Origin of the sequence: Chryseobacterium sp. SIMBA_029 (assembly GCF_046535275.1) — a bacterium.
GTDB lineage: Bacteria > Bacteroidota > Bacteroidia > Flavobacteriales > Weeksellaceae > Chryseobacterium.
Genome location: NZ_JAWRXA010000004.1, coordinates 402,089 through 417,094 on the forward strand (window position 1 = coordinate 402,089; position 15,006 = coordinate 417,094).

Below are 15,006 nucleotides of genomic sequence, written 5' to 3' on the forward strand. Positions count from 1 at the left end.
GGATGTATAGGATATGGTCAATTTATACCAGATAGAGGTTATTAAAGTTGTATTTTGAAAATATTAAATTTTGTAGATGAAACTTAAATTATTTTATAGTTGGCAGGCCCAAACGCGAGAAAAATTTAATCGATATTTTATATTGGAATGTATAAAACAGGCGGTGAAAGATTTAAAAACGGATCCTGAAACGAAGGATTTAGATATTACTATACTAGAGGGAACAAATATGGAGCCAGGGGTTACTCCACCCGCTGAGGTAATTATGGAGGATAGAATACCTAATTGTGATATTTTCATAGCTGATTTATCCATTGTAAACAAGCTCCCAGAAAGCATCGTGGATATCATGAAAGAGCAGGGGCATATTCATCGTTTGGTACCAAACACTAATGTTATGATTGAATTTGGTATAGCTCATAAATGGTTAGGGAAAAAGAAAATTATTTTTGTTATGAATAACGAATATGGTTCTCCTAAGGATAATGTGGAAATAATACCTTTTGATATTCGGTCTTATCGATGGCCAATTGAATTTAAATATAATGATGCTTCTGTTGCGGCAAAGGTGAAAAAATCATTGATTGCTAGTTTAGCTGGCGCAGTTAAAGAAACTGCGTTGTACAGTGTACAAAATAAGCAACTTAAATACCGCCCGTTTTTGAGATGGTCGAAATGGACAGAGGTTCTTCCACAGGCTCAACCATATGCTTCCAATGAAAAATTACATTTAATTACTACGGAAATAAAAAATGCTCTCCTGAAGGATAAAACAAATATTCGCTTTTTGGGATTACCAGGTTTAGGTAAAACTAGGATCACTCATGAAATATTTAGACCCATTGCTGGAGATGCCGATAGCGAATTATTGTCCAGTAGGGTTCTATATGTAGACGCTAACAGGAATGATAGTGATAAAATATTAGCCCGTATTGAAGATATTGTTAATGAGGGGTCAGAATATATCATTATCCTTGATAATTGTAGATTAACACTTTTTAGGGAGGCGGTTTTACTTACAAATAGCACTAACAGCAGAAATTCCTTGATCACAATCTCACCTGATCCAGAGGAATATGTTAACAATAAAATCAGTGGTATCAGCTACCATTTACTTAAAAAGGACGACTTGGTTTCCGTTGTTGATCAAATATTGGAGCGTGACTTTGGCAATTTACCACCAGAAAATATTGCGAAGATAAAAGAATTCGCCCAGGGTATTCCTATGATGGCAGTATTGCTAGGTGAAAGTGCAGTGGATGGTGAGGAATTTATAGGCAAATTAGGTGATAAGGAATTATTGAATAAACTGTTAGGCGAACACGCAATAGATGGAGAAAATAGGAGACTTTTGCAAACTAGTGCTCTTTTCAATTACTTCGGGTTTGATGATGAAGTGAATGCCGAATTTAGATTTTTGGCTGGTAATAGAGAATTGACTGTAACCGATCATTCTCCTCAAAAATCAGAAGATATTTTTAGACAACTCGTAAACCATTACCTGAAGAGAGAGATTTATGAGCAGAAAGGACGTTATATTGGTATGAGACCTTTTCCTTTGGCTTTATCACTCGCTGTAGAATGGTTGGAGAACTGTACATCCGACCGACTATTACGCGTAATCACAGCCATAGCAAAGTTGGAAAACCCTCACCGTACTCGTCTGGCGACTGCATTTTCAGATCAAATGAAATACTTGGGTTATAATGAAAAAGCTGTCAAAATACTTAATCAAATTACAGGGCCAGGAAGCCCTTTCGATAATGCGGAAGTTTTAAATACCGAACTGGGTTCACGCTTCTTCCGCTCGTTTGTCGAAGTGGTTCCAGTTAGTGTTTCCGACAATCTATACCGTAATTTTGCTTTCAAAACCATTTCGGAATTGGAAAAAGTTGTTCAAGGTCGTAGAAATCTTATATGGGTTTTAGAAAATCTTTGTTTTGGCAAAGAAACATTTAACAAAAGTGTAAGAGTGTTATTTGCCTTTGCAGTGGCCGAGAATGAGACTTGGGGAAATAATGCTACAGGACAGCTGATGCAACTCTTTAGTGCGCATTTGGCGGGTACAGAAGTAAATCTTTGTACAAGGGTCGATATCATAAAATGGGGCCTTTCTCATCCGGAAAAAAGATATAGAGAGCTTGCCGTAAAAGCAATTGGGCGTGGCTTAACGTTCATTCATTCGCACCGAGTACTTGGAGCAGAAAATCAGGGTATGATTACACGAAAGGATTATGTACCCAGTCATGAAGAGATACAGGAGTATTGGGATATCTTATTGGAATTATTAAAGAATATCATTTTAACGCAACCAGAATTAGAATCAGCAGCAACCGAGATTTTCAGTAACTCGATCCGTGAAATTGTATATGTTGGAAATGGAAGATTGCTCATATCTCATTTAAACGAAATTGCTGATTTTAGGGGCAATGACTGGAACCATGCGTTAGACAATTTAGTACTAACCTTGCGTTTTGAAAGCAACATACCAGAAGATCTTCATAAGGACTTAAGTGATGTCATTAGAAGATTAAATAAAAAGGATTTTAAGTCTAAGTATATTCGGGCTCTTGACTATAAAATAGAGATACTTGCGGATGAAGTTTTTTCTTACGAAAAATTCCAAAAATACACAGAAGATCTAGCTCGTGACTTCCTAAATTCTGGATTAAATTGGAAAGAAACCATACCAATGTTTTATCATGGAAAGCAATATCATGTTTTTTATTTCGGAAAAGGAATTGCAGATGAACTGAGGGAAAGAAGTGCTGAATTGCGGAGATTTATTGATATTTCCCTAGCAGCTTTAGACGATATTGACAGAGCGGATCAGGACGGTAATGTGTTGGGTGCTATCTTCCGGTTTTCTGATGGAGATATTCAACAGTATATTAAGCGCGAAGTTAAGAGCTATCCTAAATTGAGTTATTTGCTATTCTATCTGACATCTTTAGAAAATGATTCTTATGCTAATACTGACGAACTGTTTAAATTGATTGATTCTGGTGAATTTGAACTTAGCGAATTTATTCAATTCAGGGCAAATGGACCCTTAAAAGTTGATGAAGGTATAGTGATTAAATTTTGTCACAAGCTTTTTAATTATGGACATGAAGGTTACAAAGTAGCTTATCAGATCGTTTTTGGGATGACCTACCTGAATGAAGATAAAAGTACGGAATTAATACAGATTTTGAAAGAATGCGTTCTCAATCTGGGGATATTAAACCAATCCCTTAATGTCCAAGATTATCATCAATGGTGGGAAACCATTCGGTTAATACTTAAACAGGAAAAAGAAAGTAATTTTGCATCTCTTGTAAATGAGGCAATTATTGATTCGATATCACTGAAAAATTCTTACCACTTGGATAATTCTATGCAGAGAATTTACGAAACGTTAATTACTAGACACTTTAACAAGATATGGCCAAAGCTATCCCAAAGTCTTATTCTGCAAAATGAAAATTACATTAAATTCTATGGTTTAAAGCATATTCTTGGATCAGGAATCAGTCCGGTAAAAAGACCAGAGGGAGTTCTCTTTGATGGGGATATCGATCAAATATTTAAATGGTGTGAGGAAAATCCCACGATTGCACCTGCACGGCTCGCAGAGCTTGTACCTGTGTTCGCAACTCGTACGGAAGGGGATAAATTTTCTTGGCATCCATATGCAAAGAGACTCATTGATGGATTTGGAGAATATGAAGCAGTATTGTCGTCACTAAGTGCAAATATTAATACCTATTTTTGGACGGGGTCAATAGTACCGTATTTAAAACAACAGTTAGACCTTATGGATAGCCTTATTTTTCACCCCAATGCTAAAGTGAGTGAATGGGCTACAAAGTATCATGACTATCTAGAATTAGAAATTGTGCGACAAAAAAAGAGAGATCAAGAGGATCTAATAATGTAGGTCTATCACATGATTGTATAGACCAATTTGATTGGCCCCAATATGCTATTTTAAAGCATATAGAAATTAACTGCAAACCAGTTGATTGCTAATTACATGTTTTTGGTGAGATGGGGTTAATGCTTTGTAGTGTTCGCAGCTAGAATGGAGATCATCGCTAGAATTACCTTAAATTAAATAGGAAAAGCTCTATGTTTTTTTGTAGTATTAAAGATATTGAAGGTTGCTATGCGTTTCATAAGTGGGATATTTTGTATATTTGTAATGGTGAACTAAAGTGTTCTTTGATTCAAGTCGTAAAAATTTGTAGGTTATATTGTGCTACATCTAAGTGATAAGTAGAGCATTGTTCATACTTTTTAAAATGTTTAAAAAAGTCGTGGCATGTTCATGGCACTATAAATTTAAATATAAAAATTGCAGTGATACAGCGTGTATAAAGGGTGGGTGAGAGTCCCTCGCTTTCCGCACCAGCTAAATAGAGACTTCAAAATTGATTTTTGAAAGCAAAAGAAAAGATTGTGGCAATATCGTGGCACTTTTAATTCTAAAAATGGAAAAATCAATGTCTATCGTATATGGAAAGGGTAGGTGAGAATCCCTCTCTCTCCGCTACAAAAACTAGTTCCATTAGAATTCTAATGGAACTAGTTTATGCATAAAAGTCACGGATAGAGGATGTCTTTTGGGGAATCATATGGGGTAACGTACCATATCGGGGAACTTTAAGATTTCATATCAACAATGCAAGCTTTTTAGAATCACTGAAATTGATTAATTCTTTGCTTTCCTTATGAAACGGCATTATCAAAATTTTTGCGTTAAAAAATGCGATTAGATGGCCAGAAAGAGAAATGTATTTCGAAGGTAAATACAATGTAATCGTCTTTACTTAAGTGAAATACCTTTGCGCCTTAAAAACATAAATCTTGAAAAAAATATTACGTCTTTGCGCTAACAAATAATGTTTTGGTATCGCAAGGGCAACGATATTGTAAGCGCCTTACGCTCTTGCGTTAAAAAATCACACGGTAAAAAAATGCATCTGAGAAGGTGTAAGAAAAGATCCCATGACAGATTCTTACAGATTGATCATTGAATATAATGGTAAAGAAAAAATGACTGGTAGAAAAAATGAATAATAATTTTAAGCATATCGTATCGCAGAAATCCATGTACATAGCGATTTTATCAGCTTGCCTGATCGCTGTTGTTGCATTCGCGGTGCTGAGTGTTCTCATTACCCACGACAGCCGGAAAAATAACGAAGAATTTGCCCGCAAAACCTTTGTTCGGAAATATGAAACTGTAGAAAATGAGTTTCGAAGTATAGAAGACTATCAATACCTGTTGCGTGCGCTTATCCAGAAAGACGGACTGAAAAACTACAAGGAATATTCTTCCGTTTTAAACGAAATGAACCGGAAACGAAATTTACTTCCTTACAGCTGGTACTCGTATGATAATCCTGTCTCCGGAGAATCTGAAAGCAACAGCCCATTATCGGAAGTATTCAGGAAAAGGGAGAAAGGGGAGAATTATATCAAAATAAAAAACAGCGGTCCCGGACATTTCAGCGATTTTTTAATTACCCGGAAAGACAGCATCTATTGGGTAAGTTACGATTCCCTGACTCTTCCTAATAAAAACAGACTCTATTATGGTTCCGCAGTAAGCCTGGACGATCTCCATCAGTATTTCATCAATATTGATAAGACGCCCAACAATTACGCTTATGTTTTCACCAAAGAAGGGGTTTGCATCACTCATCCGGACCAGAAATATTTAGGAAAGAACATTTTTGACTTTACTGATATCACCCCAAGAGATACCATAACCAGTACTACAAAATCAGGATACACCGAAGGGACTACCATTTCAGAATATCTAAATCTGGAAGTTACCCGTTTCATAAAACCTCTGAAAACAGATAATTTTGAAGGGTACGCCGTTGTAAACCACGTAAACTTCCTTATTGATGAAAGTGTGAATAAAACCAAGACCTATACCGTCTATATTTTCCTGGCGGCGTTGTTTCTTATTGTTACCGTTTTTATCCTCTTTCACAGGTCTACCCAGCTAGCCTATCTTGAAAAAGAAAAGATACAGACCGAAAAAAACGTATTGCTTGTTGAGAATGAAAAAATGCACAGGGAAGAAGCCCTGAACCAGTTGCAGCAGCTTAAAAACAACATCAACCCCCATTTCCTGTTCAATTCGCTGAACTCCCTTTATCTGCTGATCGGCATCAACAAAGAAAATGCACAGCGTTTTACCATGAATCTCTCCAAGATATACAGGTACCTTATTGTTCCTCCTAAAGAAAATATTGTTCCTGTTGCGCAGGAAATTAAGTTTATCCAGCAGTATATGGAGCTCCTAAAAAGCAGGTTTGATGAAGAGCTGGTGTTTGATATGGTCATTGTTAACCCTAAAAGTTTGGAAAAGAAGATTCCCTACTTATCCCTTCAGATGGTGGTGGAAAATGCCATAAAACATAATATTGCTACGATAGACCATCCGTTGAACATTATGATAACGATTCAAGAGGAAGGAATCACTGTAAAAAATACCTGGCAGCCCAAAACAGATGAATCCGTACAGGGAGCCAAATTCGGGATTGATTATTTGAATCAGGTTTATGATTATTTTAAAAAGAATTCTGTTAATATATCCGTAGATGGTGAATATTTCATATGTTTTTTACCATTATTGGAATAAAAAATGAAATCCACTCACTCCCGAAATACCACCTCTCACTCCCTAATACTGTTGAGATTATTTCTTTACCTATAGTTTTGCGAGCTGAAACTGAGATATCTAATAATTTGGAATGAATCGGACTATTGTAATGAAGAACTACAGACTGGCACTGTACTTAGGACTCGCTCTGGCATCACCAGCAGCACTTGCACAGAAAAAAGATACCATAAAAACGGCTAAAGAAAAATCTGACAAAACAGAGGTTTCGTCAAAAAAAGCAAAGAAAATTGAAGATCTTATTAAAAAAGGAACCTATAAAAAGGGGATTTTTAATACGATTCAGGTAAAGACCGATGTGTATTTTGAGATTCCCGACAGTTTGATGGGACGTCAGTTTTTGGTGGTCAATAAACTGTCTCAGGTGCCGATGCAGGTGAATGAGGCGGGCCTAAATAAAGGGATGAACTATGAAAATAAAGTAATTTCTTTTCATAAAGATGCAGTAGCCAAAAAAGTTTGGGTAAAAACGGTGGTTCCGCAGGTGTCATCTCCAAAAAATGATGTGATTACAAAATCTGTAAAAGATAATTTTTCAGAATCTGTGATCGAGGTTTTTGATATTGAAGCTCAAAACAGTGATTCTACGTCGGTAGCCATTAAAGTAAACAAAGTTTTTGATGGAAATCAGAAAAGCTTTAATGATGTACTGGCCAATGTAGGCCTTGGTGGATCGGTAAAGTCAAGCCTTTCTTACATAGAAGGAGTAAAAACATTTCCTCAGAACCTTGTAGTGAAATCCCAGCTCACTACATCCGTGAATGAAGGAGGAGTAGATTTACCAGTAACCCTTGGGGTTACCAGCAATATTGTATTGCTTTCTCAGGTTCCGATGGCACCGAGAACCGCTGATTCGAGAGTAGGATTTTTCAGTGAAAAACATTGGGCTTTCAATGACCGCCAGCAAAAAATGGATGAAAAGCAGTTCATTACCAGATGGCGCCTGGAACCCAAAGATGAAGATAAAGAAAAGTACCTGAGAGGGGAGTTGGTAGAACCAAAGAAACCTATCGTCTACTATATTGATCCAGCAACGCCGATCCAGTGGCGTGAAAAAATTATTGCAGGAGTATACGACTGGCAGACTGCTTTTGAAAAAGCGGGTTTTAAAAATGCGGTAATCGCTAAAATGCCGGATGAAAATGATAAGGATTTTGACATTGATGATGTAAGATATTCCGTGATTACCTATGTGGCATCTCCGAAATCCAATGCGATGGGACCTTCTGTGGTGGATCCGCGAAGCGGAGAAATTATTGAATCGGATATTATCTGGTGGCATAATGTGATGACTTCCCTTCAGGAATGGATGAGAATTCAGACCGGAGCGATAGACCCTAAAGCAAGAGGAAATGTATTCAGTGATGAGCATATGGGTGAAGCAATCCGCTTTGTTTCGTCTCATGAAGTAGGACATACCTTCGGACTGAAACATAATATGGGAGCTTCCTTTGCCTTTCCTGTGGAATCACTGCGTTCCAAGGAATTTACCGATAAAATGGGCGGAACAGCCCCTTCTATTATGGATTATGCACGTTACAATTATGTCGCTCAGCCTGGGGATGGTGTTACTGCAATAACTCCAAAAATAGGAGTATATGATAAATATGCTATTGAATGGGGCTACCGTTGGTACCCTGATGAAATATCCGAAAAAAAGGCCCTGAGAAACTTAATAGAAAAAAATCAGGATGACCCGATGTATTTCTATGGTGAGCAGCAAAGCTACCTGGAAACCATTGATCCGCGCTCCCAATCTGAAGATTTAGGAGATGATGCAATGAAGGCTAGCGAATATGGAATTAAAAACTTGAAAATTGTTGTAGACAATCTTCTGAAATGGACGTATGAAGATGGAAAGAGCTATACCGAGGCAGGTAAACTCTATTTGGGAGCGATCGGACAATGGGATCTGTATACAGGGCATGTAATGGCCAATGTAGGAGGGGTTTATTTGGATAATACGGTTTTTGGCAGCAAAAAGAAAGCGTATGAAGCAGTTCCTGCGGAAACACAGAAAAGAGCGGTTGATTATTTGATTAACAATGCAATACAGCTTCCGGAATGGCTGTTGTTTAATCCGATTACCGAGAAAACCTATTCTGTGAAAAATTCACCGATGGGACCGTTTGAACAGACTCCATACACCCTAGCAAGAGGAATGCAGTATGGAACCATCTATTCCCTGCTGATGGATGACAGGTTATTGAGGTTGCTTGAAAATGAATTGAAACATGAAGTTTCGGGTTCAAAAGAAGAAATCTACACCGTAAATAATTTATTTGATCAATTAAGAACTGCTATTTTCAGTAAAAAAGGAAGCCTGACGATTCTTGAAAAAATGACGCAGAAAAACTATGTGGATGCGCTCATTGTTTCTGTGAATAAATTATTTGAGAAAACATCAGTCAAAGCTTTAAAAGTAGACAACACCCTGAACATGCCAATGATATGCAATTTTCACGGAGAAGATCATGATTTGAGGAATATTAACTATTCATCCATGAAAAGAGTATCTGAAGTCACTACCTACAAAAGAGCAGAACTTCAGAAAGTATTACAACTACTGAATGCAAGACAATACAAAGGAGATGATGCCTCCAGGGCTCATTACACAGACTTAATCATCCGTATTAAAGAGGCTTTAAACAATAATCAGCTATGAAAAAAACTCTAATACTTTTACCTCTTTTAGCGGCTCAGGTTGCGTTGGCCCAGGAGAAGAAAACCATTACAGGAAAGATCGAAGACGGCAATACGTTTCACGTTATGGCCGGAGCATCTATCAAAATAGAAACACAGTCTGTTTCTACCAAAACCAATCAGGAAGGAATTATTGAAAGTGTTTCAATAGGTACCGTAACCGATAAGAACGGGAAATTCATCCTGGAAATTCCCGCAGATACAAAATCTGTTATGGTGAGCTATCTGGGCTATGAATCCAGAATAATTCTGATCAATGAAGATCAAACGCACTATAATGTAACCCTAACGCCTATCAGTTCTGAGGTTTCTGATAAAAATAAAATACAGGAAGTTATCATTACCGGATATCAGAAAATTGAAAAACGCAAGCAGACTTCTGCGGTTTCAACGGTGAAGATGGATAACATCAACCAGGCTGGGGTTGCGAGTGTAGACCAGATGTTGGCGGGACAGATTGCCGGAGTAGCCGTAACACCTCAAACAGGATCTCCCGGAGGCCCTGCAAAAATCAGAATCAGAGGAACGGCTTCCCTTTCCGGACCACAGGATCCTTTATGGGTGATTGACGGTTTGCCACTGGAAGGAAATGATGTTCCCAATTTTACAGATAAAGATAATATAGACCAGCTTCAGAATTTTTCTATCGCAGGACTGAACCCTAATGATATCGAGGATATCACCATTTTAAAAGATGCGGCGGCGACAGCTATTTATGGAGCCAGAGCTGCGAATGGGGTGATTTCTATTACCACCAAAAAAGGGAAGAAAGGAAATATGAGAGTGAATTTCTCAGCAGATACCTTCGTAACATCCCGCCCGGATTTTGATAAACTGAATCTGCTCAATGCCACTGAAAAAGTAGATTTAGAGCTTATGCTTGCCCAGCGCAGCGACTTGACTTATCGTGCAGATAAAGGAGAGGTGATGAGGATTTTAATGAAAAACGGACAGTTGGACGCTTTCAGAAGCGGAGGATTGGACGGACTGAATTCACTGACGCGCCAGCAGATCGACGGATTAAGAAATAACAATACAGACTGGGGAAAACTTTTGTACAGAACAGCCATCAATAAACAGTATGGACTAAGTCTTTCCGGAGGAAGCGACCGTTCAGATTATTACTTCTCTTTAGGATATTATGATGAAGAAGGAACAACGATAGGAACCGGTTTTAAAAGATATAACCTGACGTTAAAGAACAATTATAAAATAAGCGATAAGCTGACTGCCGGAATATCAATTTTCGGAACACAAAGTGAACGTGAATCGTTTGTGACAGATGCTGATGCGTCTATCAGCCCTATCAATTATTCAAGAAATGCGAATCCTTACCTTACGCCTTACAATGCAGATGGAAGCTACCGCTATGATCAGGATATAGATGGTTTTGAAAACCGTTATATTCCTTTCAACTTCCTGGAAGAAAGGAACAACACAAGTTATACCCTGAAAAACCAGTCCCTGAAAGCGATTATGGATTTAGAATATAAAGTAGCGAAAGACCTGAAGCTGACTTCCCAGCTGGGAATGCAATACGACAGCAACAAGACTGAAAAGTACGCAGGTCAGGAAACCTATTTTACCAGAAAAATGAGAGAAGGGACACGCTACTACAAAGATGGCGCGTACCGTTACTTTTTACCGGATGGTGGGGTAAAACAAAACTGGGACAACAGCTTTTTCCAATACAACTGGAAGTTGCAGGCGGCATACAGCACAAAGATTAATTCCGTGCATGAAATTGATGTAATGGCTGGAACAGAAATCCGTAAAACAGAGGATAATACAACACTTACCAGAGCTTTCGGGTATGACGAGATTTCCAGAAGATCCACGGCGATGGTGTTCCCAAGTTCTAATTTTGCAGCAGAAAGAAAGTATGAAACGTACCGTGAAATGCCTCCTGTTGTGAATGCGTATGCGTCCATGTTTGCTACTGCATCATATACTTTTGCTCAGAAATATACATTTTTCGGAAGTGTACGATATGACGGAACGAATTTATTCGGAGTTAATAAAAAATATAAATACCTTCCAATCTGGGCGGTATCAGGTTCATGGCTCGTGACGAAAGAAAATTTCATGAAGGATCTTACTGCGATTTCCAACCTTAGATTACGAGCTTCTTATGGTCTTCAGGGAAATATCGACCGTAATACATCACCGTTTTTTATCGGAGAATACTTTGATACGACGATTCTTCCCGGGACAAAAGAAAATATTATTAACGTAGTCAGTCCTCCAAATGATAAGCTTCGTTGGGAAAAAACCACCAATGTCAACCTGGGTCTTGATTTAGGATTATTCCAAAACCGTATTAATCTTACGGCGGATGTGTACAGCAGAAAAGGAACAGACATGATCAGTATGAAAGAAACACCGCTAGAAACGGGGTTTGAATATACCATGATGAACTGGGGAAGCTTAACCAATAAAGGATTTGAACTGGCGGTGTCTACAAGAAATATTAATAATGATAATTTCAAATGGACTACCACGATAAATTTTGCCCACAACAAGAGTAACGTACTTAGCGAGCAGCCCCGTGATAATGCATTGCTTCCTTCCCGTGAAGGACTACCTGTAAATGCTGTTTTTGCATTGAAAACTGCAGGAATGGATGAAAACGGAAATCCAATGTTCTGGAAAGGAAATGAAAAAATAAAAGCGGAAGATTTCTTCAAATTATTTGATGTATATGCAGATTTTCTTCCCGGACAGCTTGTAGACACAAAACTTTCCAATGCGGAGCTTAGAAACCTTTTCACGTATGTAGGTGACAGAGATCCGAAATTTACAGGAGGGATTATCAATACCTTTAAAGTACGCAATTTCGATCTTACCGTTTCTGCTACCGTCAATTTAAAGCAGACTGTCATGAGAACACCTTCTTACCGTGGAATGGACTTAGACAGAGGTAGAAATTATACCAAAGATATCTACGAAGCCGGAACTTCACTTCCAGGAATTACCAGCTCTGAAATGGACAGCAACCCAGGCTGGATGGCTAACAAATGGTTTGCCGATAACCGTTCCAATGCCTACAGCTTACTTGATGTATGGGCAAAAGAAATCAGCTACGTGAGAATCAGCAGTATTCGTCTTGGATATACGCTTCCTAAAGAATTTACAAGTCCGATGGGAATCAGCAGCCTTAGACTGAGTGTTGAAGGGCGTAACTTATTTGTATTCAGTAATGGATATAAAGGATATTTTGATCCGGAAACCTATGGTAATATTTATGCACAGCCTATCGCGAAGTCAGTTACCGTAGGATTTAATATTTCTTTTTAAAACTTAGAGAAACATGAGAAAAATTACAACATTCATTGCGCTCGCCGTACTCAGCTTTTCCAGTATCGGGTGTGATCGTTTTTTAGATATACAGCCTGAGGGAAAAATCATTCCTACCAGTGTGGAAGATTACCGTAAAGTACTTACCTCGGCATATGCAAAATATCCGATTCATAAATCTTTAACAGCCCTTCGTACCGATGAGGTAAGCCTGGATGAAAATGTAAGTGATTTTATCGCTTACCGTGAAATTGCGATGTGGAAAGATTCCAATACCGACCAGGCAACGACTGAGTTTCCGTGGGTAGGTTTTTATTCGGTGATTTTTTATCTGAACCAAATCATCAATGAAGGAAGCAAAACGATGAAAGATTCTCCTGAAAAGCAGCAGATCCTCGCAGAAGCGTATGCCCTTCGTGCCTATTCCTATTTTGATATGGTGAATTTATACGGGAAACCGTACAACAGCGCTACCGCCTCTACAGACCGTGGAGTCCCAATCACTCTGGAAATTGATCTTGAACAGGTATTAAAACCATCTTCCGTACAGGAAGTCTATAACCGGATACATGCCGATATGGAACAGGCAGAAGAACTGATGATAGAGGAGCAGCAGCCTTCAGGTATCCATTACCGGTTTTCAAAAATAGCATTAAAGGCACTCCAGGCAAGAGCGGCCTTGTATCAGAGCGACTGGAATGCAGCATTAAACTTTTCAAACCAGGTGCTGGCGGTAAAAGGACAGCTAAGCAATTTAAATACAGCTACCACAGCGCCTAATCATTATGCTTCAGTAGAATCTATTATGGCTCTGGACAATGCACTGAATACCAATGTGCAGAATGTATCTTTCGCCACTCCGGAACTGCTTTCAAAATATAATACGGCTACAGATAAAAGATTTGCCCTGTATTTTGAGAAAAATGGCAGTCAGTATAAAGTGATTAAAGGTGGAAGTTCAGATTTTAAAGTGTCTTTCAGAACGGCAGAGATGTATTTTATAAAATCTGAAGCATTGGTAAAACTGAACAGGCTTAATGAAGCTAAAGAAACCCTGCTGACGGTATTGAAAAACAGATACAGTACAGATGGATATCTGGCCGTTCAAAACAGCATCAATCCAATGAATACTTCTGATTTCACGAATTTTATAATGGATGAAAGATTCCGGGAATTTGCATTGGAAGGACAGCGCTGGTCTGATTTAAGACGTGCAAATCAGAAAAAAATTACCCATACCATCAATGGGATAGACTATATTCTTCAACAGAATGACGTGAGATACACCATAGAGTTTCCACGAAGTGCCAAGAAGAATAATCCCTTTTTATAACATTTCATATTAACAACCCCTGAAACCGCTTGAACTTAATCGTTTTAGCGGTTTTTTCGTACTTTTGCAGGGTTATGAGAATTGCGATTATAGAAGACGAACTGCTGGCTGTTAATTATCTGAAAGATCTTTTGGATCAGCAAAGTATCGTTCCTATTACCGAAACGGTGATTCTCCGTTCAAAGAAACAGGCCATAGATTTTTTCGAAATCCATTCCGCAGACCTTATTTTTATGGATATTCACTTGGGTGACGGGATGAGCCTGGATATTTTTGAGCATGTGGAACTTTTTACGCCGGTTATTTTTATCACGGCTTTTGATGAATATGCGATGAGGGTTTTCAGGCATTTCACCATAGATTATCTCCTGAAACCTTTTGAAAGAGAGGAGCTATATCAGGCATTGCAGAAATTCATTTCTATAAAAGGGAATTTTGATCCCGAATCTGTACTGAAATCTATTTCCACGTTATACCAGACCAATAATCCTGAAAAAATGAAACGTTTTATGGTTCGGGAAGGAAATAAACTAAAGTCTGTAGATGAGCACGATACCGCTTATTTTTTTGCCTCCGGAAAATACCTTTTTCTGACCACAAACGATAACCAGACCTATATTTATGACGATACGATTAAAGATATCATCCATAAATTAAACCCGGACCGTTTTTTTAAAATTAACCGGAAGTTCATCATCAATAAAAATGCGATTATTGAAATTATTAAGCATTCGAGCCAGAAAATAGAGGTGAAGCTTTCTCCGACCCCTGAAATTAATTCAGATGTATTCATCAGTAAAAGACAGGTCACGGAATTTTTAACTTGGCTGAAAAACTGATGGATAAGTTTTGTTAATTTGATTGTTAGTTGTAAACTCAGCAACTGATTTTACCGAACATTTTTTCCTTTTACAATCTTCTCTAAAAGTATCGATCTTTTTTGTATTTTGGACGTCTGTAAAAAGTCGGTAACAATGGTTCATACATCATT

Annotated in this window: 6 protein-coding genes; all 6 read left to right on the plus strand. The window is 38.1% G+C overall.

Features of this window, described 5'->3' with window-relative positions:
* The first annotated feature begins 76 nt into the window (after positions 1-76).
* The 6 genes from SB679_RS09665 to SB679_RS09690 all read left to right on the plus strand — a co-directional run bounded on the left by SB679_RS09665 (position 77) and on the right by SB679_RS09690 (position 14,854).
* Positions 77-3,922: a hypothetical protein gene (locus SB679_RS09665; protein WP_410702040.1), complete on the plus strand. Its 3,846-nt coding sequence runs from the start codon at positions 77-79 to the stop codon at positions 3,920-3,922.
* Positions 3,923-5,056: 1,134 nt separating this feature from the next.
* Positions 5,057-6,643 carry a histidine kinase gene (locus SB679_RS09670; RefSeq protein WP_410702041.1) on the plus strand — a complete coding sequence of 529 codons (1,587 nt, stop codon included), beginning with the start codon at positions 5,057-5,059 and terminating at the stop codon, positions 6,641-6,643.
* 112 nt (positions 6,644-6,755) lie between these two features.
* Complete coding sequence (locus SB679_RS09675; RefSeq protein ID WP_410702042.1) at positions 6,756-9,347, plus strand: zinc-dependent metalloprotease; 2,592 nt, start codon at positions 6,756-6,758, stop codon at positions 9,345-9,347.
* Positions 9,344-12,682, plus strand: a complete 3,339-nt coding sequence (locus SB679_RS09680; RefSeq protein ID WP_410702043.1) for a SusC/RagA family TonB-linked outer membrane protein — start codon at positions 9,344-9,346, stop codon at positions 12,680-12,682. The genes SB679_RS09675 and SB679_RS09680 overlap by 4 nt, the downstream gene beginning before the upstream one ends.
* 13 nt (positions 12,683-12,695) lie before the next feature.
* Positions 12,696-14,015, plus strand: coding sequence for a RagB/SusD family nutrient uptake outer membrane protein (locus tag SB679_RS09685; RefSeq protein WP_410702044.1), 1,320 nt, complete (start codon positions 12,696-12,698; stop codon positions 14,013-14,015).
* A 74-nt stretch (positions 14,016-14,089) separates the two neighbouring features.
* Positions 14,090-14,854 carry a LytR/AlgR family response regulator transcription factor gene (locus SB679_RS09690; RefSeq protein WP_410702045.1) on the plus strand — a complete coding sequence of 255 codons (765 nt, stop codon included), beginning with the start codon at positions 14,090-14,092 and terminating at the stop codon, positions 14,852-14,854.
* The last annotated feature ends 152 nt before the right edge of the window (positions 14,855-15,006 follow it).